23 protein-coding genes, 2 tRNA genes and 1 pseudogene are annotated in these 23,788 nt (G+C 69.3%); 11 read left to right on the forward strand and 15 right to left on the reverse strand.

Annotated features, from left to right (window positions below; all coding sequences use genetic code 11):
• Positions 1-44: 44 nt before the first annotated feature.
• Positions 45-118: transfer RNA gene (locus tag AC559T_RS25655), tRNA-Ile, on the forward strand.
• 809 nt (positions 119-927) lie between these two features.
• The gene (locus tag AC559T_RS25660; protein WP_071065024.1) at positions 928-1,545 is read left to right on the forward strand and encodes a class I SAM-dependent methyltransferase; all 618 of its coding nucleotides are present in this window, start codon (positions 928-930) and stop codon (positions 1,543-1,545) included.
• On the opposite strand, the gene AC559T_RS25665 is transcribed toward AC559T_RS25660, so the two are convergent.
• The 4 genes from AC559T_RS25665 to AC559T_RS25680 form a co-directional block, all read right to left on the reverse strand.
• Positions 1,504-2,748: a prenyltransferase/squalene oxidase repeat-containing protein gene (locus AC559T_RS25665; RefSeq protein WP_112108416.1), complete on the reverse strand. Its 1,245-nt coding sequence runs from the start codon at positions 2,746-2,748 to the stop codon at positions 1,504-1,506. The genes AC559T_RS25660 and AC559T_RS25665 overlap by 42 nt on opposite strands.
• Entirely contained in the window at positions 2,735-3,604 is an 870-nt protein-coding gene (locus AC559T_RS25670; protein ID WP_112108415.1) for a class I SAM-dependent methyltransferase, read from the reverse strand. Before AC559T_RS25670 ends, AC559T_RS25665 begins: the two co-directional genes overlap by 14 nt.
• Positions 3,598-4,974 (reverse strand): glycosyltransferase family 4 protein, encoded by a 1,377-nt coding sequence (locus AC559T_RS25675; RefSeq protein WP_498870340.1) that lies wholly within the window; start codon positions 4,972-4,974, stop codon positions 3,598-3,600. Before AC559T_RS25675 ends, AC559T_RS25670 begins: the two co-directional genes overlap by 7 nt.
• Positions 4,975-5,213: 239 nt before the next feature.
• A complete protein-coding gene (locus AC559T_RS25680) occupies positions 5,214-5,642 on the reverse strand; it encodes an organic hydroperoxide resistance protein (protein ID WP_012157459.1) in 429 nt (142 codons plus the stop codon).
• Positions 5,643-5,864: 222 nt separating this feature from the next.
• Here AC559T_RS25680 and AC559T_RS25685 point away from each other — a divergent pair, with 222 nt between their 5' ends.
• Positions 5,865-6,563 (forward strand): TetR/AcrR family transcriptional regulator, encoded by a 699-nt coding sequence (locus AC559T_RS25685; RefSeq protein ID WP_498870341.1) that lies wholly within the window; start codon positions 5,865-5,867, stop codon positions 6,561-6,563.
• Between the two features lie 7 nt (positions 6,564-6,570).
• Here the strand turns inward: AC559T_RS25685 and AC559T_RS25690 are convergent, their stop codons facing one another.
• The gene (locus AC559T_RS25690; RefSeq protein WP_071065067.1) at positions 6,571-7,146 is read right to left on the reverse strand and encodes an ATP-dependent Clp protease proteolytic subunit; all 576 of its coding nucleotides are present in this window, start codon (positions 7,144-7,146) and stop codon (positions 6,571-6,573) included.
• A gap of 261 nt (positions 7,147-7,407) precedes the next feature.
• Between AC559T_RS25690 and AC559T_RS25695 the strand changes: the two genes are divergently transcribed.
• A complete protein-coding gene (locus AC559T_RS25695; protein WP_498870342.1) occupies positions 7,408-7,902 on the forward strand; it encodes a type II toxin-antitoxin system Phd/YefM family antitoxin in 495 nt (164 codons plus the stop codon).
• A gap of 3 nt (positions 7,903-7,905) precedes the next feature.
• Here AC559T_RS25695 and AC559T_RS25700 read toward each other — a convergent pair whose 3' ends face one another.
• Positions 7,906-9,183 carry a lipase family protein gene (locus tag AC559T_RS25700; protein WP_498870343.1) on the reverse strand — a complete coding sequence of 426 codons (1,278 nt, stop codon included), beginning with the start codon at positions 9,181-9,183 and terminating at the stop codon, positions 7,906-7,908.
• 224 nt (positions 9,184-9,407) lie between these two features.
• Here AC559T_RS25700 and AC559T_RS25705 point away from each other — a divergent pair, with 224 nt between their 5' ends.
• Positions 9,408-10,472, forward strand: a complete 1,065-nt coding sequence (locus tag AC559T_RS25705; protein ID WP_498870344.1) for a DedA family protein — start codon at positions 9,408-9,410, stop codon at positions 10,470-10,472.
• Positions 10,473-10,816: 344 nt separating this feature from the next.
• On the opposite strand, the gene AC559T_RS25710 is transcribed toward AC559T_RS25705, so the two are convergent.
• Positions 10,817-11,155 carry a P-II family nitrogen regulator gene (locus AC559T_RS25710; protein ID WP_248830673.1) on the reverse strand — a complete coding sequence of 113 codons (339 nt, stop codon included), beginning with the start codon at positions 11,153-11,155 and terminating at the stop codon, positions 10,817-10,819.
• A 114-nt stretch (positions 11,156-11,269) separates the two neighbouring features.
• On the opposite strand from AC559T_RS25710, the gene AC559T_RS25715 reads away from it, so the two are divergent.
• Positions 11,270-11,812, forward strand: a complete 543-nt coding sequence (locus AC559T_RS25715) for a YbhB/YbcL family Raf kinase inhibitor-like protein (protein WP_012157465.1) — start codon at positions 11,270-11,272, stop codon at positions 11,810-11,812.
• Positions 11,813-12,018: 206 nt separating this feature from the next.
• Positions 12,019-12,147 carry a DLW-39 family protein gene (locus AC559T_RS25720; protein ID WP_018504118.1) on the forward strand — a complete coding sequence of 43 codons (129 nt, stop codon included), beginning with the start codon at positions 12,019-12,021 and terminating at the stop codon, positions 12,145-12,147.
• A 70-nt stretch (positions 12,148-12,217) separates the two neighbouring features.
• Here AC559T_RS25720 and AC559T_RS25725 read toward each other — a convergent pair whose 3' ends face one another.
• The 5 genes and pseudogenes from AC559T_RS25725 to AC559T_RS25745 all read right to left on the reverse strand — a co-directional run.
• Positions 12,218-12,424, reverse strand: a complete 207-nt coding sequence (locus AC559T_RS25725) for a hypothetical protein (protein WP_498870345.1) — start codon at positions 12,422-12,424, stop codon at positions 12,218-12,220.
• Between the two features lie 2 nt (positions 12,425-12,426).
• Positions 12,427-13,272 carry an ABC transporter permease gene (locus AC559T_RS25730; RefSeq protein ID WP_498870346.1) on the reverse strand — a complete coding sequence of 282 codons (846 nt, stop codon included), beginning with the start codon at positions 13,270-13,272 and terminating at the stop codon, positions 12,427-12,429.
• 134 nt (positions 13,273-13,406) lie between these two features.
• Positions 13,407-14,660, reverse strand: a complete 1,254-nt coding sequence (locus AC559T_RS25735) for a polyamine ABC transporter substrate-binding protein (RefSeq protein WP_498870351.1) — start codon at positions 14,658-14,660, stop codon at positions 13,407-13,409.
• Positions 14,657-14,995 carry a TOBE domain-containing protein gene (locus AC559T_RS25740; protein ID WP_498870352.1) on the reverse strand — a complete coding sequence of 113 codons (339 nt, stop codon included), beginning with the start codon at positions 14,993-14,995 and terminating at the stop codon, positions 14,657-14,659. Before AC559T_RS25740 ends, AC559T_RS25735 begins: the two co-directional genes overlap by 4 nt.
• A gap of 436 nt (positions 14,996-15,431) precedes the next feature.
• Positions 15,432-15,959 (reverse strand): annotated as a pseudogene (locus AC559T_RS25745) (ABC transporter ATP-binding protein); the annotation flags it as partial.
• A gap of 448 nt (positions 15,960-16,407) precedes the next feature.
• Here AC559T_RS25745 and AC559T_RS25750 point away from each other — a divergent pair.
• From AC559T_RS25750 to AC559T_RS25765, 4 genes are all read left to right on the forward strand, one after another.
• Positions 16,408-17,115 carry a maleylpyruvate isomerase family mycothiol-dependent enzyme gene (locus AC559T_RS25750; RefSeq protein ID WP_498870347.1) on the forward strand — a complete coding sequence of 236 codons (708 nt, stop codon included), beginning with the start codon at positions 16,408-16,410 and terminating at the stop codon, positions 17,113-17,115.
• A 226-nt stretch (positions 17,116-17,341) separates the two neighbouring features.
• Positions 17,342-18,406 (forward strand): ParA family protein, encoded by a 1,065-nt coding sequence (locus AC559T_RS25755; protein ID WP_368953437.1) that lies wholly within the window; start codon positions 17,342-17,344, stop codon positions 18,404-18,406.
• 293 nt (positions 18,407-18,699) lie between these two features.
• Complete coding sequence (locus AC559T_RS25760; RefSeq protein ID WP_498870348.1) at positions 18,700-18,921, forward strand: hypothetical protein; 222 nt, start codon at positions 18,700-18,702, stop codon at positions 18,919-18,921.
• A 1,549-nt stretch (positions 18,922-20,470) separates the two neighbouring features.
• Positions 20,471-20,543: transfer RNA gene (locus AC559T_RS25765), tRNA-Ala, on the forward strand.
• A gap of 76 nt (positions 20,544-20,619) precedes the next feature.
• On the opposite strand, the gene AC559T_RS25770 is transcribed toward AC559T_RS25765, so the two are convergent.
• The 3 genes from AC559T_RS25770 to AC559T_RS25780 form a co-directional block, all read right to left on the reverse strand.
• Positions 20,620-20,934 carry a tyrosine-type recombinase/integrase gene (locus AC559T_RS25770; RefSeq protein ID WP_498870353.1) on the reverse strand — a complete coding sequence of 105 codons (315 nt, stop codon included), beginning with the start codon at positions 20,932-20,934 and terminating at the stop codon, positions 20,620-20,622.
• 117 nt (positions 20,935-21,051) lie between these two features.
• Positions 21,052-21,543: a hypothetical protein gene (locus AC559T_RS25775; RefSeq protein WP_498870349.1), complete on the reverse strand. Its 492-nt coding sequence runs from the start codon at positions 21,541-21,543 to the stop codon at positions 21,052-21,054.
• Between the two features lie 1,602 nt (positions 21,544-23,145).
• On the reverse strand, positions 23,146-23,655 hold the full coding sequence (locus tag AC559T_RS25780) for a RipA family octameric membrane protein (protein WP_498870350.1): 510 nt from the start codon (positions 23,653-23,655) through the stop codon (positions 23,146-23,148).
• Between the last annotated feature and the right edge of the window lie 133 nt (positions 23,656-23,788).

Consider the following 23,788-nt stretch of genomic DNA (forward strand, 5'->3'; position numbering starts at 1 on the left):
GCCGTCACGGAGCCGTCGCCATCCTGTACTCTCATCAGAAGCCAGGACCTATAGCTCAGTCGGTTAGAGCGCTTCCCTGATAAGGAAGAGGCCGGTGGTTCAAGTCCACCTAGGTCCACCCATAGGCACCAGGCGTTCGGCCTGCATCTTCATCTGATCAAGATTTGATTCTCTCAGCCCCGCCCACGGATTCGTGCGCGGGGCTTTCCATATAGGGGTCCAACTCGTCCAGGACGCTCCGCGATGACGCTCACATCGGCGACGACCATGCCGGCGGGATCCGGGATCCGGGATCCCGGATCCGGGGGCCGGGGAGTGTCCGGGGGTCCGTGAGGCCCGGGAGGCGCCCAGGACGCTGTGAGGCGGGGTCCCGAGGGCTCCTGTGGCCCGGTGGCCCGAGGCTTCCGTGTCCTGGTGTGCCCCGGTGCCCTGGCGTCCCCGGGTTCGGGCGTCTCGCTGTCCCTCCCCGGAGCTCCGCCGGGCGCTCCGGAATTGCCATGTTCCCGTGGCCGGCCGTGTGCTTCAGGGGTGTCGTGCTTGCCAGGGTGCTGTGCTCTGTGCACAGGGCTGTGGATAAACCTGTGGATGATGCTGTGGATATCCCTGTTCATTGCGTGCGTTCCGGGTGGCATCCGGGCAGGATGTGATCGAGTGACGTGTCGGACAACCGACCCATGCCGGGCCGTGCCGGCGGAACCTCGGGAGGTAAAGCCTGATCGGGCCAGTGGTCCGACCCCATCCCGTAGCCATGTGGGTGCGCCGAGGCACGGTCGTGAGTCCATACATCCGATGCGTCCGGTTTGCCTGATCTGGTAAGACGGGCGAGCGGCATCGGCGGCGGGGCGGGGCGCCGGGCGGGTCCATCCCGCCGGTCGCGTACCCCGGATCCGCCTCTCGGATCCTCTGACACTGGGACGAGGAGACAACGTGGACGTGGCGTTGCGGCAGGCGGCCGAGGCCGCCAAGGGCTTCATGCCACCCGAGGAAGGACTGGCGCTGCACGCGGCCGCGGCCGAACTGCCTGGTGGCGGACTGATCTGCGAGATCGGCACCTACTGCGGGAAATCCACTCTCTACCTTGCTGCCGCCGCCCGGCTCGTCGGCGCCGCGGTCGTCACGGTCGATCATCATCGGGGATCGGAGGAGAACCAGTCAGGCTGGGAGTACCACGACACCACGCTCGTCGACCCCCGCACCGGCCGGCTGGACACGCTGCCCACGCTGCGCACGACCCTGGAGGCCGCCGGGGTCGAGGACGTCGTCACCGTGGTGGTAGGGCGGTCCGAGATCGTCGGGCGGTGGTGGTCCACCCCCATCGACCTGCTGTTCCTTGATGGTGGGCACACCGAGAAGCAGGCGCAGGCCGACTACGAGGCCTGGGCCCGCCACGTGCGTCCCGGTGGCCGGCTGGTGATCCATGACGTGTTCCCCGACCCCGCTGACGGCGGTCAGGCGCCGTACCACGTCCTGCTTCGCGCCGTTCGGGACGGCTTCAGCGAGATGTCACGCACGGGATCGCTGCGGGTCCTCCGCCGGCTCTTCTGAGTCACACCCGCACGCGCGCCACGGACCGGTGAGCGCCTCGCCGCCCCGACCGGGGGTGGCGAGGTCGCCGGCCCGCCGCTCGCCGCGCGGCGCCCGTTCACCGGCCGTGCCTCGTCCGGTGCGGGGCGTCGACGGGTCGCGTGGCTCGGGCAGGTCGTCGCGGTGCACGACGTGCAGGCCCTCGGGCAGATCGTCCCCGCGGAAGGTGCGTTCGGTGGGGCCACCGGCCAGGGTGTCGACGGCCAGTACGACGGCGGCCGCCGTCCAGGTCGACTGCTCCTCCGGCCAGTGGCATCCGTCGGCGAACTGCCAGCCGGTCCAGTAGGCCCCGCCGGGGGCCCGCAGGTGCTGCATCTCCCGGACGAGGCCGGCCGCCGCCTCGGTCTCGCCCACCAGGTGCAGCGCGATGGCGAGTTCGCAGGTCTCGGCGCCGGTGACCCATGGTTCGTCGTCCACGCAGCGGATGCCGAGACCGGGCACGACGAACTCGTCCCACCGGGAGCGCAGCCGGGCCCGCCCCTCCGCGCCGCGCAGCGCGCCGCCGATCACCGGGTAGTACCAGTCCATCGACCAGCGGTCCCGCGGCATGAAGTACTCGGGATGGCGGCGCAGCGCGTGCCACAGCGCGCCGGCGGCGACCTCCCATTCCGGCCGCGCCTCGCCGACCAGCGCGGCGAGGCCGAGGCCGCACCGCAGGCTGTGCAGGGTGGACGAGCATCCGGTGACGAGTGCCTCGGGGTAGTCCTCGCCGGTCGGGGTGCGGGCCCACCAGATCTGGCCGCCGGGGGCCTGCATGTCCACGACGAAGTCCAGGGCAGCCCGGGCGACCGGCCACATGCGGGTCACGAAAGCGCGGTCGCCGGTGACGAGCCAGCGGTGCCACAGGGCCGTCGCCACGTAGGCGCACTGGTTGCTGTCGGCGAAGTCCTCCTTGACTGCTCCGCCGACGTGGCTGGTGGCCCAGGAGCCGTCCGGGCGCTGGCGGCGGTGCAGCCAGTCCCACGCGGCGTCGGCGGCGTCGACCCGGCCGGTGACCAGCAGCGCCATCGCGCATTCCAGGTGGTCCCACGGGTCGGTGTGGCCGCCCGCGAACCACGGGATCGCCCCGTCGGGCTCCTGGGCCGCGGCTATCGCGTCCGCGGTGGCGCGCAGCGCCTCGGGGGAGAGGAGGGGAGCACCCGTCGCCGACTCACCTGGCCGCACGCTCGACCTCCGGTGTCCTGCCGCCGGCCCGTGCGGCCAGCGCGTCCGTACCCGCCTGCGCCGCCGCGTCCGCTGCCGCAACCGCCTGCGCGTCCGTCGTCGCCCCTGCCTGCGTCGGTGAGCGCGCCGGCGGCTCCGGCCTGGGGCGCGGCTTGCGCAGGTAGAGCACGATGCTCTTGCCGAGCACCGGGTCCAGCAGGCGTTCGGCCGTCCGGGTGAGCGCCGGGCGGCGCATCATGTCCCAGACCAGGAGGCGGTGGTACAGCTTCGTGGCGGGGTGGTCGTCGTCGTGCACGCCGACCAGGCAGCGCAGCCACCAGTAGGGGGCGTGCAGGGAGTGCGCGCGGTGCTGGCCGACCAGCTCGAGGCCGTTGGCGCGCAGCTTCTCGATCAGCTGGTCGCGCCGGTAGATGCGGATGTGGCCGCCCTCGACGTTGTGGTAGTCGTCCGACAGCGCCCAGCAGACCCGTTCCGGGAGGCGGGCGGGCACGGTGACCGCCGCGAACCCGCCGGGGCGCAGCACGCGGGCCAGCTCGGCCATCGCGCCGGTGTCCTCGGGCAGGTGCTCCAGGACCTCGGCCGCGATGACCCGGTCGAAGGTGTCGTCCGCGAACGGCAGCGCCAGCGCGTCGCCGCGCACGGGCGCCGCACGGGCGCCGGCGGGAACCTGGCCCTCGGCGGACATGGCGGCGAGCATCGCGCCGACGCCGGTGACCTCGTCGGCCGAGTAGTCGAGGGCGATCACGTGTGCGCCCCGGCGGAACGCCTCGAAGGAGTGCCGCCCCGCGCCGCAGCCCAGGTCGAGAACCCGGGTGTCGCGCGGGACGGGGAACCGGGTGAAGTCGACGGTCAGCATGCCGGCTCGACCGGTGCCGCCGCGCCGGTCGAGGCGGCGACGGGCGGTGGCCCACTGCCCGGGACGGCCGCCCGCACGGCCGCGATCTGCCGTTCGTACCAGGCCGCGGTGCCGGCGGCGGCGGCCTGCCAGGAGAACCGTTCCTCCACGCGGCGGCGGCCGGCGGCGCCCATCCGCGCGCGCAGTTCGGGGTCGTCGAGCAGCGTGGCGATCGCGCCCGCGAGCGCGCCGGCGTCGCCGGGCGGCACCAGCAGCGCGGCCTCGCCGTTCGGCCCGGCCACCTCGGGCAGGGCGCCCGCGGTGGTCGCGACCAGCGGCAGCCCGCACGCCATCTCCTCGACCAGGGGCAGGCTGAAGCCCTCGTAGAGGGACGGGACGACGGCGACCTCGGCGGACCGCAGCAGGTCCACCATCTCCGCCTGCGGGACGTTCGACCGGAACGTCACCGCCTCGGTGAGCCCGAGCTCGCCAACCTGGCGCTGCGCGGCCCCGCCCTCGCGGACCTTCCCGATGCACACCAGGTGCGCCGAGCGCTCGGCCCGCAGCTTCGCCAGCGCCTCCAGCAGCACCATCAGCCCCTTGAGTGGGACGTCCGCGCTGGTCACCACGATGATCCGCCCCTGTACCGGGGCGACGGTGCTGTTCCCGGCGTCGGACGGCGGTGCCGGCCGCGGGGTGAACACGTCGGCCTCCACGCCGAGCGGGACGGTGTGCAGGTTCTCGATGGGGACGTTCATGTCGGCGACGATCTCGTGCCGGGAGCTCTCGGAGGGAACCACCACGCCGTCGAGACCACGGGCCACCCGTGCCTGCATGGGCAGGAACGAGTACCAGCGGCGCACGCCCAGCGCGGCACGGCGACCGGTCGTGGCGGCGAGGTGCAGGCGCCGGTCGACGGTGATCGGGTGGTGGATCGTCGACACGACCGGGATGCCGTAGGGCCGCAACGCCCGGCGCAGCGGCAGCAGGCCGTAGCCCAGCCCCTGGTTGTCGTGCACGATGTCGAAGTCGGGCCGGCCCTGGCCACGCCGCGGCCGGAGCGCCTCGAAGGCCCGGATCGAGAACGCCAGCGGCTCCGAGAACTGCCCGGTGCGCATCATGCCGAACTCGACGACGTCGGCCAGCGAGCGGAACTCGCGGAACCCCGGCCAACGGAAGGGGTCCCCGTCGCGGTAGAGATCGAGGCTCGGAAGCCTGGTGAGTCCGACTCCCGGGTCGAGGTCCGGGTACGGCGGCCCGCTCACCACCTGAACCTGATGACCCAAAGTCACCAGTTCACGCGAGAGCTGCCGTACGTACACCCCCTGGCCACCACAAGTAGGCAGACTTCGGTACGACAGCAACGCTATCCGCAACGGTGCGCCCTCCATCGCTCGCGGCCTCCTGCGGGTCCCGCGAGCCCGAGGACAGCGCCGTTGCTTGGCACACTAGGACATTGGGCAGCGATCTTCACGGAATCGGGACACTTGCCCTTGCTCCACAACAAAGCCCATGACGGCTCGTAATCGGTGCTAAGGGCTCGAACCGCCTGTCCCACCTCTTGTCCGTCCGTTGGCTGACCCGTCCCCGGGCTCTTTTCGGCGGGCTCCCTGCGGCGGGTGTCGCCCGCTCAGCTGTCGCCGTCGACCAGCGTCACCTCCGCGGCGATGTTGCCCCGGGTGGCCCGCGAGTACGGGCACTTGGCGTGCGCGAGGTCGAGCAGCTCACGGCCGGTCGCCGGGTCGACGCCCGGGATCTGCGCCTCGATGCGGGTGGACAGGTCGAGGCCCTCGTCGGTGCGGCTGATGCTGACCGACACGGTGACCGCCGAGTCGGTCACGTCGATCTTGCGTTCCCGGGCGACGGCCTTCAGCGCGCCGTGGAAGCAGGCGGCGTAGCCCGTGGCGAAGAGCTGCTCGGGGTTCGTGCCGGGCCCGTCGTCCCCGCCCAGTCCCTTCGGCATGGACAGCTGCAGGTCGATGCGGTTGTCGTTGGACACCACGCGGCCATCGCGGCCGCCCCAGGCGGTGGACGTGGCGGTGTAGAGCGGTGCGGCCATCGGTTCCTCTGTTCGTCGGCTGGTCTGGACGTGCGGTCTGGTCGTGCGGTCCGTTCGCGAGGTACCCCGAGATTTCGTGGGGTAACTGAGGGTGCAGGCACACCCGCCGGTCACAACCGGTGTCACGGCTCGAATATTCGCCGGCATGCTGTGACCCACACCGCCAGGTAGCTCCGCTCTCCGTGAGCACGGTGCCCAACGGGCGGCCCTTACTCTTGACAGATGCCCCCCGATGACCCGGCCGCGGAGTGTGTGCGGCCACGTCGGGGCCGTCCTCGCGACGCGACGATCGACGACCGTGTGCTGCGGGCCGCCGTCGACGAACTGGCTGGTCGCGGCGTCGGCGGGTTCAGCGTCAACAGCGTCGCCGCCCGCGCGGGCGTGGCGAAGCGGGGCATCTACGCCCGGTGGGCGACCAGGGACGATCTCGTCCTCGCCGCACTGGGCACGCTGGCCGCCGGCCTCGTGCCGCCGCGCACCGGATCCCTGCGCGAGGATCTCCTACGACTGGCACCTCTGGTGGACGCCGTCTTCACCGAGCCGCGGATGTCGATCCTCGCCCGATGCCTGGCCGAGCTGCCCCGGTACCCCGGGCTGTACGAGGCGTTCCGGCGGGAGTCGGTCGACCGCTGCGCGGCCGCCGTGCAGGACGCGTTCCACGACGCGCGGCGGCGCGGAGAGATCCGCTCCGACCTCGACACCGATCTGGCCGCCGCCGCGTTCCTCGGCGCCCTGCTGACCCGTCAGGCCTTCGGGCGCCAGGCGTTCGGGCGGCCGCGCGCCGGCTCGGGCGGCCCGGGTAGCCCGGGCGACGAGCCGGGCGAGCAGCCGCCCGGTGCGGTCACGGCCTACCACCGCCGGCTTGTCGAGTTCTCCCTCGCCGCGGCGAGGGGCGCCGGGCAGGCCTTCGGCCCCGCGTAGCGCCCGGTCAGCGGGTGAAGCCGGCGGGCACGCGCCGGACGTGCTCCACGACGGCATCGACGAGCCCGTACTCCTTCGCCGCCGCCGCGGTGAACCAGCGGTCGCGGTCCGAGTCGGCGGCGATCTCCGCCACGGAGTGACCGCTGTGCTCGGCGATCAGCTCCTGCATCCGGCGGCGGGTGTGCAGCGCCTGCTCGGCCTGGATGGCGATGTCGGACGCCGTGCCACCGACGCCCCCGTGTGGCTGGTGCATCATGATCCGCGCGTTCGGCAGCGCGAACCGCTTGCCGGCGGTGCCCGCGGTGAGCAGGAACTGGCCTATCGAGGCCGCCAGCCCGAGCGCGTAGGTCGCGACGTCGTTCTCGATGAACTGCATCGTGTCGTAGATCGCCATTCCCGCGTCGACCGAGCCGCCCGGCGAGTTGATGTACAGCGAGATGTCCTGGCGCCTGCTGGCCCGGGTGAGCAGCAGGAGCTGCGCGCACACCCGGTTCGCGAGGGCGTCGTCGACGGCGGCGCCGACGAAGACGATCCGGTCGTCCAGCAGCCGTTGATAGATCTGCTCGTCCAGGGTCGAGCCCAGCGGCGCCGCGGACGGGGGGCCGGCCGCGCCCGCTGCCGGCCTGCCGAACGAGCCACTGACCGGCCCGCCGGGCGAGCTGTTGAGCGAGCCGCCGACCGGGCCGATGTCGGCGCCGATCAGCCCGCCGGAACCGGGAACGCCCAGAACCGGGTCGATCTTCACGGGTGTGGATGGGCAGAGAAGGCCCTTCCGATGACACACTGCTTTCATGGACAGTCTCTCCTCACTGTTCGTTCTGTACAGAACGTACATCGAGAACCCATGACGCGCCAGATCCCGGTCACCCAGGCGCGCGCGGAGCTGTCGGATCTCGTCAGCCGGGTCGCCTTCAGCGGGGAGCGCGTCAGCCTCACCCGGCACGGAAAGTCGGTCGCCGCGCTGGTGTCGGCCGCGGACCTGTCCCGCCTTGAGGCCCTCGACGAGGCCACCTCCGGCGAGACCGCGCCCCGTGGGCCGGCGGACCGCGGCGACGTCGACCGGGAGCAGGTACCCGGGCACGCGGCCGGCACCGGCGAGACCGGGACCAGCGGCACCGAGACGACCGATGACGATGTCGCCGACCACCCCGAGCGGGTGGGCCTGTCGCCGGTGCGCCTGGACCCGGTCGGCCCGACCGACGCCCCGATCCGCCGCGGCTTCGGGATCGCCGCCGAGCACCGTCCGGCCGAGCACCGTCCGGCCGAGCGACATTCCGCCGAACAGCGGGGCACCGAGCACCGGGTCGCCGCGGAGCACCGCCACCCGCCGGCGGGGTGATGCTCAGGGGCGGGCGCAGATGTCTCCTGGTGGCTTCGTCCCGACGAACCGGGCGTTGATCCAGCTGGTCAGATCGGCCATCGAGACCCCGAGGATCGTGCCGTGGTCGGCCAGCCCGTACCGGTGGTATTCGACCGGACCGCCGCTGGCGCACAGCCCGCTGACGACGCCGTCGGTGGTGGACCGGTGGATCACCGTGTCCAGGTCGCCCTGGAGCACGAGTTCGGGCGGCCCGGGGAGCCGTGTCTGCTGCCACTGGCGCGCGAACCCGGCCGCGAACGGCTCCGTGGTGAACGGATCCGCGGTGAACACGCTCGACGTGGACTCCCCCTGGCTGGCCTTCAGCAGGCCGACGGCGCACTGGTTGCGCGCCACGGCGGTCAGCCGCCGCCCGGTCTGGGTCAGGATGGCGTTCAGATCGATGGTGGGATCCGCGGCGGCGAGGCCGAGCGCGGCGAGCAGCACGTAGGCGACGCCGTCCGACACGGTGCGGTCGAGCAGGCGCAGCGAGGTGGGCAGGTCCGCCAACGGTGCCGTCGCCGCCGCCCCGTGCACCCGCAGGTCGGGCGCGTACGACGCGGCCAGCCCACCGGCGGCGAGCGCTGCCTGACCGCCCTGGGAGTAGCCCCAGAGCACGACGTCACGCCCTGCTCGGGCGTCGGAGAGCGAGTGCGCGGCACGGGCGGCGTCGAGGAGCGCCCGTCCTTCGGTGTCGGCGACGTAGATCGGATGCTCGCCGGGCCCACCCAGGCCGATGTAGTCGGTGACGGCCAGCACGTTGCCGGCCCGGACGAGGGGCAGCACCCCGCCCACCGCCGACAGCGGCGGCTCGGCCCGTGACGGCGCGCACGAGTCGTTGATCCCGGTGGTGCCGTGGCCGAAGGAGATCAGTCGGCGGCCGCCGGCGGGAATGGCGGAGGTACCGGCCGGGGCGACGACGAGGCCCGTGACCAGGCGGTCCTCGTTGAGGGGCCCGCGCGAGTGATAGATCATCCGCCAGGCGCGCATGCCGTCCGGGGCGGGAACCTCGGCGGATGAGACGAGCTCACCAGGGGCGCCGGGTGGCAGATCGGTGAGTTCGGTGGACCCCCGCCTGCCGCCGGTCATGACGTCCTCCAGGCCGTACCCGGCGAGCTGGTAGCCGAGGCCGGGTGCCCGGGGAGTGGTGGCCGGCGGCGGAGCCGGCGTCGGGGTCGGCTCCGCCGCGCAGGTGGTGAGCAGCCCCGTCAGAATGACGGCCGTGAGGGCAAGTCCGCGCAGAGACAGCCGGGATCTTGCCACGTAATGAGGTTATGGGCAGTTTCGGCGGAGAAGAGGTCGTCTGTGCGTCCGCTGTGTTTCTTGTGAGCGCAGGCCCCTTATAGCAAGTTTCGAGTCGGTACGGGGCGCGGGCCACCGGGTGAGCTGACCTCCCCCGAGGCGGGATCGGTGCCGACTGCGTGGCGTGAGATCCTGGACGGGCGGGCGCCGGCCCCGTCGCCTGAGTTCCCTGGAGGCCCTCGACAGTGACCACGTTCGCGTCGAACACTCTGGCCCTGGGGCCGGACTTCATCAGTGCCGACAGTCTGGCGAAGGCCGGCCTGGTGGTCGTCCTTCTGATCGTCTTCGCCGAGTCGGGGTTGCTGGTCGGGTTCTTCCTGCCGGGTGACTCGCTGTTGTTCACCCTCGGTCTACTGATCTCCCAGGACGAGGTGTCCACGCCGCTGTGGCTCGCGTGTGCCCTGATCGGTGTGGCCGCGATCGCGGGTGACCAGGTGGGCTACCTGTTCGGGCGGAAGGCGGGTCCGGCGCTGTTCCGGCGTCCGGACTCGCGGCTGTTCAGGCAGGAGTATGTGGAGCAGGCGCACGAGTTCTTCGAGAAGCATGGTGGCCGCTCGATCGTGCTGGCGCGTTTCGTGCCGATCGTGCGTACCTTCACCCCGGTGATCGCCGGGGTGAGTCGGATGAACTACCGGACGTTCGTGGTCTACAACGTGATCGGCGGCCTGCTGTGGGGCTGCGGGGTCACCGTCCTCGGCTCGCTGCTCGGGAAGATCGATTTTATTCGCCAGAACCTCGAGGCGATGCTGATCCTCATCGTGTTGATCTCGGTGGTCCCGATCCTGATCGAGTACCTGCGCGCCCGCCGGACGAAGGCGAAGACAGGAGACGCCGCCGGGTCCCCCGACGCCACCAACGCCGCGGGTACCGGGCCCACCGCCGGCCATGGTCCGGCCTGGGTGGACGGCCCGGTCCGGGAGCACGACCGGGCCCCGGGCGCGGGGTTCGCGGGCGGCTACGAGAGCGCGGGCGGCTACCAGCCCGCTGGCGGGTATCAGGGCGGGTACCAGCCCGTGGACGTGTACCGCAACGCGGACGGGTGGCAGCCGGAGAGCCGCTACGACGACGGACGTTACGACCAGCCCCGTGCGGGCACGGCGGGTGCGGCCGGGCACGGCGGGCACGGCTACGACACCGAGGGATTCCAGGATGCTCGGCCGGGGGAGGGCGAGGCCCCGATCCAGGAGGAGCGTGGCCCGGCCGGGCGCCGCGGCGGTGGCGGGCGGCACTCCGCTCCTCGGCACCGCTGAGTTCCTCGGTACCGCTCGCTGAGCGGGAGCATCCGGGAACGACCGGGAACGCTGACCGGGAGTTTGGAAGTGTGAGGCGGAGATCCGCCGCGTGACCCGCGGCGGGTGCGGCCACCGCGAAGCGGTCTGGCCGTGGCCTCGAGGATGTTCTGGGTTCCGGCGGGCGGCCCACTGATACGGGGGGATTCAGTGGGAGACACCCGCCGGAACCTGTCCACCGTATCCGCTCGATGGGTCCGATGTCGCCCCGGCGACACAACATAAGCCGAAAAGCTCCCGTATTGTCCCAATGCACACATTGCGCCCGGTCTTGGGGAGGGATGTCCGACTCCTGGCCGGGGACCTCACAGCGCGTCGGCGCCCCGCTCGCCGGTCCGGATCCGGGCCAGGCCCTCCACCGGGAGCACCCAGATCTTTCCGGCCCCGCTGGACGTCGACGCCGCCGCTCGCCGGATCACGTTCACCACGTCGGGCGCGTCGGAGTCCGCCACCACCAGCTCCAGTCGGATGTTGCTGGTTGACTCGTCATGGAAGGCGTTGCCGCGGTAGGTCTGGGTGCGCCACATTTCCAGCCCGAATCCGGTTACCTGGCTGACGGTCATCCCGTGCACACCATAGGTTGTCAGGGCCGCCCGCACGTCGTCGACGCGGTGGGGCCGCACGATCGCGGTGACCAGCTTCATGACCCGTCTCCACACGTACCGGCGCGCTGATGTTTCATCGCGGGGAAGCGCAGAGCCGACGGATGTCGGCTCTGTCTCGCCAGTGTCATCCAACGTGTAGGAGAGGATCGACCGATGTCCCTGCTGGACCGCAACACCGCACCGGATCCGCTCGACCTGCTGCCCCCGCTGCCGTCGTTCTCGCTGAGCAGTGACGACCTGACCGACGGCAGCCCGCTTGGCCTGGACCAGGTGTTCAGCGGCGCCGGCGGCGCGGACCTGTCGCCGCACCTGTCCTGGACGGGTTTCCCCGCGCAGACCGAGAGCTTCGCCGTCACCTGCTTCGACCCGGACGCCCCGACCGGGAGCGGGTTCTGGCACTGGGTGCTCGTCGACGTGCCGGCCAGCGTGACGGAGCTGGCGCGGGGCGCCGGAAGTGGTGACCTCTCCGGGTTGCCGGCCGGGGCGTACCACGTCCGTAACGACTGGGGCACGGCGAACTACGGCGGCGCGGCGCCCCCCGAGGGAGACCGGCCGCACCGGTACGTCTTCGTCGTCCACGCCGTGGACGTCCCGAAGCTGGAGATCGACGCGACCGTGGCGCCCGCGGTCGTCGGGTTCAACCTGACCTTCCACACCCTGGCGCGGGCCGTGCTGCGGGCGACCTACCAGCGCTGACCCGCGGCCACCAGCCACGGATACACGGCCACCGGCCGCTGATGCGTGGCTGCCGGCGCTGATCCCGTGCTCCGGCCGGTCGGCACCGCGCCGCGTCCCGGCGCCGGGGGTGTGATCCGGTCGTGACCGGATCACGATCGTCGGGGCGGGGGCCATCCCGCCGAGATACGGTGGCTGGCGAAGGCAGTCGACGAAGGGGAGTCGGTATGCGCAAGTTCACTGTCGTCGCCCTCGTGGCGAGCGCCGGCGCACTCCTCACCGCCGCCCGTCGCCGCAGGAACAAGGACGAGATCGACCTGTGGCGCGAGGCGACGTCCGCGGCGGGGAACCGCTGACCGAAGCCAACCGGCCCGGCCGGCGAGTGGGCGTGCCCGGTCGCCGGCCGCGCCCACCTGCCAGCCCCGCCTAGCCGCCGGCTGGCAGGTCGTGCTTGCCTGTCCGTTTCACGGTGAAGCCGTTCCAGGTGTTGTTCCGTTTTCCGACCCGGTCATTGAAGCTGAAGGCGATCATCGTCGCGATGGGCAGGGTCAACCAGGCCAGAATGAGCCACGTGTAGACCCGCAGGGCCTTCTCGCCGCGGCCGGTCCGTCTCGCGGTGGGGTGCGTGCCCACGCTCACCGGGTGCTCATCTCCAGCACGTCACGGGTGCCGAGAACGCGCGCGTACAGGAAGATCCCGATCAGCAGCACCGCCATCAGAATGAAGGACAGCGCCGACGCCAGCGGATAGTCCGCGTTCGTGAGGTAGGTGGTCTGGATGATGTTCCCGATCATCGTGGTGTCGGTGCCGCCGAGGATGAACGAGTTCACGAAGTCCGACGTCGCCGGGACGAACGTCAGCAGGCAGCCGGCGAACACCCCGGGCAGCGAAAGCGGCAGGACGACTCTCCCGAGCGCCCGCGTTCGGGACGCGTAGAGGTCGGCCGCGGCCTCCAGCAGGCGCGGATCGACCCGCTCCAGGGCGACGTAGACGGGGAGCAGCATGAACGGGAAGAAGTTGTAGGTCAGGCCGGCCACCACCGCGAACGACGTAGCCAGGACGTGGAAGTTCTCCGGGAGGAGCCCGGCGTCCTTCAGGTTGCCGAGCACGATGCCGTCGTCGGCAAGCAGGAAGCGCCAGGAGACCGTCCGGATGACGAAGGAGACGAAGAACGGCAGGAGCACCAGGAACAGGTAGGTCGACTTCCGCTCGCCGGCGTGGAACGCGATCCAGTACGCCATCGGGTAGGCGAGCAGGATCGTGGCCAGGGTGGCGAGCCCGCCGTAGACGAACGAGCGCACGAACTGCACGTCGTAGGTGCTGATGGCGTCCCAGTAGACCGAGATGTTGAACGTCTGGCGGAACCCGTCGACGACATTGCCGGTCTGCACCGAGATGGACAGCATGACCAGCATCGGGATCACGAAGAAGGCGACCAGCCACAGGCCACCGGGCAGCACCAGCAGATACGGCGTCGACACCCGCCACCGCGAGCGCCGCGACACCTCCGTGCCAGTGCCGCGGGTGCCGCCTGGGTCGTCAGCACCGCCTGGGTGGTTAGTGCTGCCTGGGTCGTCAGCGCCGGCCCGGCCGTGCGCGCCGCGGGGGCTGCCCGCTAGGACTGGTAGACCGGCTGGAAGATCTTGTTCCACTCGGTCTCCTCCTCCGTCGTCAGCACCCGGAAGCGGTGCACACGGTCGAACTCCGCGCGGGTCGGGAACAGCAGCGTGGATTCGGCCAGCTCGGGGGAGACGTGGTCACGGGCGGCCGGCACCGGCGTTATGTAGTTGATGTACTCGGCCAGCATCCCGGCGACGTCGGGCCGGTACACGAAGTCCATGTAGGTGAGGGCGTCCACCGGGTGCGCGGCGGTCCTCGGGATGCACATGCTGTCGGTCCAGATCAGGCCGCCTTCCTCCGGCACCACGAACTTCAGCTTCGTCCCGGCCGCGAGTTGCTGGTAGACGTCCCCCGACCACGCCATCGAGATCCACAGGTCGCCGCCCGCGAGCGAGTCGATGTAGCTCTGGTCGTAGTACTTGCGGACGATTCCGGCGTCGCGCTGCTCGATCAGTTTGTCGGCCGCGCGCCGCCAGTCCTCCGGAGCGGAGTCGGCCGGGGCGACGCCGATGCCGAGGAGCGCCAGGTTCGGCAGCTCCTGGTTCTCACCGAACATCCCGACCTTGCCGGCGAAGGCGGGGTCCATGAGGTCGGCGAAACCGGTGATCTCCCGGCCGGTCTTCTCCGGGTCGTAGGCGATGCCGGTGATACCGGACTGCCAGGCCACGGTGAACTGGTTTCCCGGGTCGTACGCGGGATCCTTGACGCTCGGGTCGGCGTTGGCGGCGAAGGTGGGCAGCCTCTTGTGGTCGAGCGGGGCGAGGTAGCCGAGCTGGATGACCCGGCTGAGGGTGATGCCGTTGGTCAGGACCATCAGGTCGTACCCGACGGGCTGGTTCTCGGCGAGACCGGGCCGGATCTGGGCAAAGAAGGACTCGTTCTCCTGGACCACTTCGCGGTAGGTGACCTTGATGCCCGTCTCCTGGGTGAACAGGTCGAGCGAGGGATGCTCCGCGTCGGAGCTACCGACATCCATGTAGAGCGGCCAGTTCGCGAAGTCGAGCGTTCCCGCCTTCGCCTTGCCCGTCCAGTAGCCGGCGACGTCGGCGGCCTGCGCCGAATCACCGGCCTCGCCCTTGACCCCACAGGCGGCCAGGAGCGCGGCGCTACCGGCCGCCCCGGTGAGGCGCAGGAGGTCCCGTCGGTCGAAACGACGTCTGGTCAGGCCGCGCAGCAGCGCCGGGTCGGGAACCGCCCCGTGCGACGCCCCCGGTGCCGCGGGAATTCCCTGCCGGTCATTGCTGGTCACGATTCGAGTCCCTCCGTGTGGTTCTGGCCTTCCCGCAGGGAGCCGCTCGGTGCAAGGGCGCTCGGCGGGGTGCTCTTTGTGTGGGCGCTCGGTGCGAGGGCGAAGGAATGCGTCGGCAGCCACGACAGCCACACCTCGTCGCCCCGGTCTGCGATGTTCGTCGCGTCGGCGCTGTTCTGCCAGAAAACCGTGATCTTGGATCCATCGTGCGTCAACACCGTGTATGTCGTGTACGTGCCCAGATAGACGACCTCGGTGACCCGCCCGTGCAGCGCACAGCACGTTCCGTCGGGGCGTGTCAAACCCAGGGTGATTTTCTCCGGCCGGACGGTCATCTCCAACTCGGATCCGGTTGCTGGCCGGCCGAGCTCCGGCCGGAGCGGAACCACCAGGCGTTCTTCGGCGGCGGAGTCGAGAACCGCCACCGGAGTTCCGTCCACGCCAGCCGGATCGACGGACCGCACCGATCGGCGCAGCAGGTTCGACGTGCCGATGAATCCGGCTACGAACCGGGTGCCAGGCCTTTCGTAGATCTCCCGGGGGGGCAGCGAGCTGCTCGACGCGGCCCCTGTTCATCACCGCTATCCGGTCCGACATCGTGAGCGCCTCGCTCTGGTCGTGTGTCACGTACACGAACGTGATGCCGACCTCGCGCTGTATTCGCTTGAGCTCGATCTGCATCGTCTGGCGCAGTTTCAGGTCGAGGGCTCCGAGCGGTTCGTCCAGCAGCAGGGCCCGCGGCCGGTTCACCAGCGCCCTGGCGAGCGCGACCCGTTGCTGCTGGCCGCCGGAGAGCGCCCGGGGCCGCCGGTCGGCGAGCCCGGACAGCTCGACGAGCTCGAGCATCTCGCCGACCCGCCTGCGCAGCTCCTGGCCGCGGACCCCGCGGCGCCGCAGCCCGAAGGCTACATTCGAGGCGACATCCAGGTGTGGGAAGAGCGCGTAGCTCTGGAAGACGAGGTTCACATCGCGCCGATTGGGCGGGACGGCGGTGACCTCGCGGCCGTGGAGCAGGATGCGCCCGCGGGTCGGTTCCTCGAATCCGGCGATCATCCTCAGGGTGGTGGTCTTGCCGCAGCCGGATGGGCCGAGCAGCGAGAAGAACTCGCCCTGCTCGATGCTGAGATCCACCCGCGAGACCGCGCCCACCAGGCCGGCGCGCGAGCTGTATTCCTTCGCGACACCGACGAGCTCGATGGCGGGTGTCGAGGGTGCGGCGGATACGGCGGGCGGGGACGCGGGCGCATCGTGGTCGTCGGCGGCCGGGATCACCACCGCGTTGGCCTCGCCACTGTTCACGACTTCTCCGTGAGCTCATCGGTGTGGACAGGCTCGACGGCATTGTCGGCGCCGGGTCAGCGTGACAGCCCGCTTGACGTGCGACAAGGGATCCCCTTGTAAAGGCTGGATGACCCTGCGGAATCGGTATCCATCAGCGCTCTCCGTCGTTGATTCGCGTCGTGCTGAGCATGTTTGCCGGCGGACGCGCCGATCCGTGCCGCTATGCGGCGGCAATGTTGTGGCGCCGCGCGGCAGACCGGTTACCCGCCGGCGCGCGGCGAAGTGGCGCCGGCGGTGCGCGGAGGAGCACTCTGGATATATGGATGCCCACGCCGGGCCTCGTTCGGGCTCACCGTCGCTCTCGCCGGTCCCACCGGTCTCGTCGTCGCCGCCGCCGCCGTCGCCGTCGTCGCGGCGGTTGGCGGCGCCGAGCCCGCTGCCGGGACCGGAGTACACACCGTCCGCCGTGCCGCTCGACATCCTGCTGGGTTGCGCGCGGTCGCACGCCAGGCTGCTCGAAGCCGTCGCCCGCGTCGACGACACGACCGCCCGCCGCCCGTCCCTGCTGCCCGGCTGGACCGTCGGCCACCTCGTCACCCACCTGGCGAGGAACGCCGACAGCCACACCGGGATGTTCGGGGCGGCCGCCGAAGGACGGGTCGTGGCGCAGTACCCGGGCGGCCTGACGCAGCGCGACGGCGGAATCGAGGCGGGCGCCTACCAGCCGGCCGACCTGCTGCTCGCCGACCTCGCCGGCGCGGTGGCCCGGCTCGAACGAGCCTGGGACGGCACCCACGTCGATGTCTGGCGCGGGGGCCTGGGGCTGACCGCGGCGCGCGGCGCGACGAGTGTGGCGGACCTGGTGTTCCTGCGGTGGCGTGAGGCCGAGATCCACCTCGTCGACCTCGCGCTGACCGATCGCGGCGGCCCGGAGTGGGACGACCTCAGCCCCGCCTACGTCGAGGCGGAGTGGGCGTGGAGCACGCGGCTGCTGCCCGAACGGCTGCCCGCCGAGGTCACCGTCCTGCTGACCCCCGGGGACCGGCCGTCGCGCGCCGTGGGGCGGGGCCCGCAAGTCGTCCGGGTGGATGTCCCGACGCTGCCGGCGTTGCGCTGGCTGACCGGCCGGGACGCCGGCGCTCCGGCCTGGCCGCCGCTGGGCCCCTGGACCTGATCCCATCCTCTGGTCCCACCCGGATCGCACCGGCCTGCCCGGCGCGGCGATATCAGCGTGATCCAGAATGTCCGGGTGTGGAGCAGACGGAACGGTTCGTGAGCGTTGCAGCCGGCTGCCCGGATCGCCGTGACCGTGTCGGTCCGACCGGGCCACGCCACCGCGGCGGTGCCTTGCGGCGCGGGCGGGTGCGCGGCCGGGCGGGTGTCCGCGCGGGTATCCGCGCGTGATCTCGATGGCGCTGTTCAACAACAAGGGCGGGGTGGGTAAGACGACGCTCGCCTACCACCTGGCACACATGTTCCAGCGGATGGGACACCGGGTGCTCGCCGTGGACCTCGATCCCCAGGCGAACCTGACCGCGCAGTTCCTGGACGAGGACGAGCTCGCCAGCCTCTGGAAAGAGGACGAGGGCCTCGGGTCGTCCGCGCCCCGGCCCGCCGTGCTCGACCCGCGCCGCAGCCGGATCAGGCCCGGCAACGGCACCCTGGCCACGGCCATCGAACCGATCATGGAAGGTGTCGGGGACGTCCGGCTGAGCGAGCCGGTGACCGTCGAGGACGGCCTGTGGCTACTGCCCGGGGACGTCAACCTCGCCAGCTTCGAGGACCGGCTCTCGGCGGCGTGGCCCAACAGCTTCCTGGGCCGGGACGTCGCCGCGCTGCGCACCACCACCGCGCTGCACCGCGCCATCGACCACGGAGCCAGGGAGACCGGCGCGGACATCGTGATCATCGATGTGGGGCCGAACCTCGGCGCCATCAACCGCGCGGCGCTGCTCTCGGCCGACACGATCCTCATGCCCCTGGCGGCCGACCTCTTCTCCCTGCGCGGCCTGCGCAACATCGGACCGACCCTGCGTGACTGGCGGGTGACCTGGCAGGGCACGATCCTGCCGAGGATCCCCGAGCGGATCCCGGCACCGCGCGGCCTGATGATGCCGATCGGCTACATCCTGGTCGAGCCGCCGGCCCGCGCGGACCGGCCGTCGAAGGGTCACGGGCGGTGGCTCGACCGCATCCCGGGCGTGTTCACCACTTCTGTCCTCGGCTCCGCCGCCGCCCCGGCGGACGGCGACCGCTCCTTCGAGATCGCGACCATGAAGAACTACGCGGCGCTGATGCCCCTCGCCCAGGACGCCCGCAAGCCGATGTTCGAGCTCCGGGCCGGGGACGGCGCCGTCGGGGGAACGCAGAGCGCCGTGCGGCGCTGCTTCTCCGACTTCCGGGAGCTGGCGACAAAGGTCCGGGACAGGCTCGTCTTCATCGACCCGACGCTGCGCCGAGGCTGAGCCCGCCTCGAGCCGGCCTCGAGCCGGCCTCGAACCTGCCCCGATCCTGCCCTGGGCTCACCTCGATCCTGCCCCAGGCCTGCCTCGAGTCCGCCCCGAGCGCCGTCCTCCCGCCGCCGTCGGGCTCGTCGTGCCCGGCACCGCCGTCGGGACGCCCACGGAACCAACGTCGTGGCCGACACTCGCTCGCGCGGCAGGCTCCGGAGGTCCCGTCACGGTGACAGTTCGCGAAGCTTGCTTGGCGTAAAACGTTGACGATGACCGCCCGGATCGTGGCGATGATCAGGTGACTGATGCCCGCCAAGGTGATGGTTACCGATCTTTGCTCATCGTCAAAATTAACCGATGACCGTGGGTGCGTGCCGCATCCTTCTGTATCGATTTCCCTGGCGGGAGAAGGTCATTTTATTTTGCTGATCGTCAAACGTTTCCAGAAACCGTCGGTGGTTGCCGGTCGATCTATCGACGAACCCCGTGGATGGTCATGGCAGTTCATTTTGCGAGTTGTCAAATGATGTCGATACCCATGGCTGGTGTTCGAGGTGCTCGCGAACTAATTCCACGCCTGGGTTCTGTCTAATTATTTTGCTTTTCGTCAAACGTTGACGGTCTCCAGGTAGGGTGTCCGAAGGATCGGCTAGCGCAAGCCCCGCAAGGGTTCTGTCGGCGAAACTCAATGATTTTGCTTGCCGTCAACCGGAATCTATGACCTCAGGTGCAGTGCGCTGGAGGATTCGGACGCTGCCCGTGCGGGGAGTGAGTGTACGACGTTTGCTTAGCGACAAAATACGTCGGACTCCGGCGAGGGTTCCGGTGATCGGTACGCCCTGTTCCCCTCGGGGGCGTGTGTCGTCGACGTCAACGGATTTTGCTTGGTGTCAACCGACATCCATGACCCGCGACGAGTTGCGTCAGCTATTTACCGCCGTGATCGCGCGGGGCGTGAGTGTACGACGTTTGCTTCGCATCAAAAGCTGTCGCACTCCAACGGCGAGCTCGGCTCGAGGCCCGGCGGTACTGCTCCCGAGGCCCTCCCAGGTGGAGAGTCATGCGCGCCACCCGCCGGCGTCAGCCGGACGGCGCTCGCTGCCGTTCGCCGTTCGCCGTTCGCCGGACGCCGCCGCCCGCCGGCCAGCAGCTGGCCATGGGCTACGGATGGGCGACGGACCGGAGGGGCGATCGACCTCAGCCGGACCGGGTAGGACCGAGTAGGCCCCACTCGCGGGTTGTCCACAGCCTTGGTCCGAGAAAACCCTGACATTGCCCGTATGGGGGCATCGTGCGGCGACCGGAGGCCTTGATGCCGCGTCCCCGACGGCCTTGGACAAGGCGGCGGATTCCGAAGCCGGCCAGGTGTCCCGCAGCAGCCTGCTCGTCCTTGCGACTGGCGATCGGTCACGGTGGGTCGCGGTAGTACTGCGACGGGGAATGCGTCAACGGATTCCGCAGGCGGTGCACGTTGCCCGGGAAATCCATCGGCAGCGGCGGGAAACCTTCCACAGCTATCCACAGCGCGCGCTTCTCGCCGCTGTCGGGTCGCGCCAACGATGCCCTCAGGCGGGCATCGTTGCCGGCAGAACAGCCCTAACCGGACGCAGCCCCAACCAGAGGAACAACGCTCCAACTGGGCAAGTCGACGAGACCCGCCATATGTGTTCACAACGCTTGTTGTGGAGAGCATGACGCATTGCCGCATGTTTGTCACGAGCTACGGCCGATTCGAGGCACTCTGGTGCGACACACACCGTGGGTGGGCAGCGTCGCGGCGGGAAACCTCGACTGCCCACAACGAAGACCCATGTGAACGGCCCGTGACCATGAACGTGGTGTGACTACTGCAGAACGACGCCGCCCACGCGTCCGCGGGGCAGGGTGACGGCAGCCGGCGACCCGCCGGTGGACAACAGCGAGCGCCCCGTGGCGGCGTGGCGCCGGCGGTGGCCGCTGGACGGTCAGGCATCAGCGGCCAAGGGCCGGCCGGACCATCCCCGAGCTGGTAGTCATGCCGTACTCTTGAGGGGCATCGGTCACTCGGGGCGGCGACGCCTGGGCGGCCGACCTCACGGGGGCGTAGCTCAACTGGCAGAGCACTGCCTTTGCAAGGCAGGGGTTAGGGGTTCAAGTCCCCTCGTCTCCACCCTCCTGACCTGCGGTTATTGCCCGCAGGTCAGCCGCTCTTGATCGTTATGTAGTCAACCGTGTAGCCAAACCGCTCAGCGGTCCTTCCTGCCCGGGTTGCTCGCGGCCGCACTACCGAGGAAGCCGTCCATGGCGTCGGCCGCGGCTTGCAGGCGTTCGGGGAGCGCGTGGCCGTAGCGCTCCATCGTCATCCGGGACGTCGTGTGCCCGAGGATCTCCATCACGGTCCGCGGTTCGACGCCGGCCGCCAGGAGGAACGTCGCGCAGGCGTGGCGAAGATCGTGCAGTCGTAGCCACGGGAGGTCCGCCCGGTCGCGGAGCTGCTCGACACGGCGCGTGGCGTTCCTCGGCTCGTGAGGGCTTGTGGAAATGGCTTCGGAAGTGGTGATAGGGCCAAACGGACAGCTCCCAGGACTCGTCTAGAGCGCCCGCCGGCAGCTCGGGCGAGAGCGATGGCAGACGGTCGCATGGCCCACTCCCCGAGCTGTCGCTGCTCCGGGGAGGCCTCAGCTTTGGCGCATTGCCCCAGCCGGCCACACCACGTCCACCGGGATCCCGGCCGCGCGAGCCTGGAGAACGGCGTCGGCAGTGCCGCCGCCCTTGCTGCTCGGGGGCTCCCCGTTCCACACCGCTACGAGACGGTCTGCGCGTGCGAGTAGCGCGGCGTTGGCCGCTTCGTACGCTCGTTGGTTAGCGACTTCGAACGGCAGGATGACAACCTCGCTGGCGACCTCGACGAGGCGGTCGAAGACGGAGGCGTGATGTGGCCGTACGACCGTCAAGCGGTAGTCCCGAGAGGGAATGATGACGACAAGCTGCCCACCAGCGGTGAGAACAGCATCGGCGAAGATGGCATCGGCGCCCTCCGCGACGCAGGAGACCCCGATCAGCTTGCCATCGCCAGAGTAGCGCTGGACGAGATCATCCAGTGCGGCACGTACGAGAGGCACGCTGTTCTCCTCGAGGTTCATGTGCCCTGTCACCGCGATCGTCGTCATTTTGCTTCCCTCCCTCAACCTAGCAACTGCTGATCAGATCACGGGACCGCCGTCAAGTTCAAGAGGACAACGGGTAAGATCGATCTTTGGTTATTGTCGCGTCCACGTAGTCAGCGAAAGAAAGTGCCCTCTTGGTCGAAGGAAGTGGTATGGCGGACAAGCCTAGTGATCCGCGTAGGCCGTCAATGATGATGGCCCCCTGGGTCTTCCTTTTTTCGTTTCTGATGCCAGGTGTATGGGGCCCAGTGTGTGGCGCTGTAGTGGCGTGGATAATATTTGTTTTCGAGGGCTCGCGCGTGCGCCCCGGGGAGCCTGATGCCGTAGAGGTCGAGGCCTCCCAACAGGAATTCTCCCGATCTTACTGGAGGCGGCGGTCGCGGTTGCTGCGGAAAGAACAACTGCTGCACCTGGGAGTTGGAACGTACTTGTGTGCGGTGGGCACCGTGGCACACGTATATGCGGTCTACCTCATATGTTTCGAACCATCGCAGCGACGGAATCTCTTCCTTGTTCCTTTGCTGGTGTTTGGTGGCCTATATACGTACTTGCGAGGAAAGAGAAGGCGCTTTCATGCACAGGTCTCACTGTCGCGACTATGGGATTATCGTGTCCAGAACGGGTTTTCTATGGCGATTCATCGGCCTGGCGAAACCCGCGCCGGGCAGCATTATCGTCCATTTATGCTGATTGCGCAAGGTGCAGTTCTATGCGGACTTGGCTCGCTATCTCTATATATGGCGCTGTGGGGTCTGCGCCGATTCTTCACGGCTGATGGAAGTTCGTGGTGGATTCTAGCCGCTGTCGCTGTCAGCCTGTCGCAAGCCGTAATTATGACTCTCCTGGGAAACTCGTTCATGGGCGCGAGGATGAAGATGCTAAGTCCCGTTATTTCTTCGCCAGGGGACCTTGAATCGGGAACCTATACTCTTTACCTTCGGCCTTTCAAGGATGACCGTCTGTTGGAACGCCCAGAGCGTTTTCCGCTGGCACCAGGCTGGATAAATGCCTGGATTTCGCCTGGGCGAAGTGAGGAGGAAAGGCTCAGCGCGGCCCTGTCCTGGGCTGGCCCAATGGTGGCTGTGGGAAGACCAGGGGAAAAGCTTGCCCCGCGTGGGGCCGTGCGCATGTACCTCCCATTGAACGACTGGAAGGAGCCAGTGCGGTCACTGATGCAGGGGGCGAGTCTAGTCGTCATCCTCTGTGGCAGTGGACCGGGAACCCTCTGGGAGATCGGCGAGGCGGTGCGAACGGTAGCTCCGGAACGGCTGGTGCTTCTAGTGCCGCTCCGGAGAAAAAAGTATGCAGAGGTACGGCTACTCGTAGCGGAAGAATTGCGCCGCCGCGGGTACAGTCCGAAGAGTGAAGGTGGCCGGCAAGTATATAGCCTTCCTGGATATGCGCAGAGCCGCATCCTGTCCCCCCGAATCCGAGGGCTGATCTATTTTAGGTCTGACTGGACATCGGAATTCGTCCCACTTGAGCGCCCTTCGCTGATCGAAGATCAGCTCCTCGGTGCGCTCGACAAGGCCATGTGGCCGGTCGTTACACAACTCACTGATTGCGAGCTGCGCGCAAGGTAAGAAGGTAGATGCCGTCACCTCATTACGTGACGATGGAGAGAAAACCCACTACATAGGCGGCGGAGAAGATTGCTGGAACCCACCGCTCGACGTGCGTTAGTGGCAGATATCGGCGCCAGTCGCTTCCATTGCCGAGCAGTCCCCATTCTGCCCGAGAATATGCGAAGGCCGGTAGTCGCTCCTCGAACGCCCCGATCACCGCGTACTTTGCGGCATTGAGCTGACGATAGGAGCGTACCATTACGAACCATGCGGCGCATTGGGCAACCAAGATGGCCAGCCCTGCTGCCAGTAGCCAAACGGACGTCGTGGCCAGGGATTGGTCGCTTTTCAGGGATATCACCGCAACCACCGCACTGTTGAGTGACAGGAAGAAGGTGTTTGTCAGATTGCGCCTGGTGCTGACGCGGTCGGCCATCTCGACGCAGATTTTGTATTGCTCAAGTATCGCGCTGTTGTATCGGTCGGTGCTGTCTGAATAGTTCGCAGGGCTAACGGAGGTGTTCCACAACTTGTCGCCGATATCGCTCATGACGCCCCATCATGCTCTCTGGGGCTAGCCAGTACGTCCTGACCCTCCTGCGCTGGCGGGGGTCGTATCGTGAGCCGCCGTGATCGGAGCGCATGTAGCCAACGGTGTAGCCAAGCCGGCGGACGAACCCGGA

It is taken from the genome of Frankia sp. Hr75.2, assembly GCF_949319125.1.
GTDB lineage: Bacteria > Actinomycetota > Actinomycetes > Frankiales > Frankiaceae > Parafrankia > Parafrankia soli.

Bases quoted from the DNA above. Each gene is read 5' to 3' on its own strand.
- AC559T_RS25670 (WP_112108415.1), bottom strand. From the start codon at position 3,604: ATGCTGACCGTCGACTTCACCCGGTTCCCCGTCCCGCGCGACACCCGG.
- AC559T_RS25675 (WP_498870340.1), bottom strand. From the start codon at position 4,974: ATGGAGGGCGCACCGTTGCGGATAGCGTTGCTGTCGTACCGAAGTCTG.
- AC559T_RS25680 (WP_012157459.1), bottom strand. From the start codon at position 5,642: ATGGCCGCACCGCTCTACACCGCCACGTCCACCGCCTGGGGCGGCCGC.
- AC559T_RS25685 (WP_498870341.1), top strand. From the start codon at position 5,865: ATGCCCCCCGATGACCCGGCCGCGGAGTGTGTGCGGCCACGTCGGGGC.
- AC559T_RS25695 (WP_498870342.1), top strand. From the start codon at position 7,408: ATGACGCGCCAGATCCCGGTCACCCAGGCGCGCGCGGAGCTGTCGGAT.
- AC559T_RS25710 (WP_248830673.1), bottom strand. From the start codon at position 11,155: ATGAAGCTGGTCACCGCGATCGTGCGGCCCCACCGCGTCGACGACGTG.
- AC559T_RS25715 (WP_012157465.1), top strand. From the start codon at position 11,270: ATGTCCCTGCTGGACCGCAACACCGCACCGGATCCGCTCGACCTGCTG.
- AC559T_RS25720 (WP_018504118.1), top strand. From the start codon at position 12,019: ATGCGCAAGTTCACTGTCGTCGCCCTCGTGGCGAGCGCCGGCGCACTC.
- AC559T_RS25740 (WP_498870352.1), bottom strand. From the start codon at position 14,995: ATGACCGTCCGGCCGGAGAAAATCACCCTGGGTTTGACACGCCCCGAC.
- AC559T_RS25760 (WP_498870348.1), top strand. From the start codon at position 18,700: ATGCCCGCCAAGGTGATGGTTACCGATCTTTGCTCATCGTCAAAATTA.
- AC559T_RS25775 (WP_498870349.1), bottom strand. From the start codon at position 21,543: ATGACGACGATCGCGGTGACAGGGCACATGAACCTCGAGGAGAACAGC.
- AC559T_RS25780 (WP_498870350.1), bottom strand. From the start codon at position 23,655: ATGAGCGATATCGGCGACAAGTTGTGGAACACCTCCGTTAGCCCTGCG.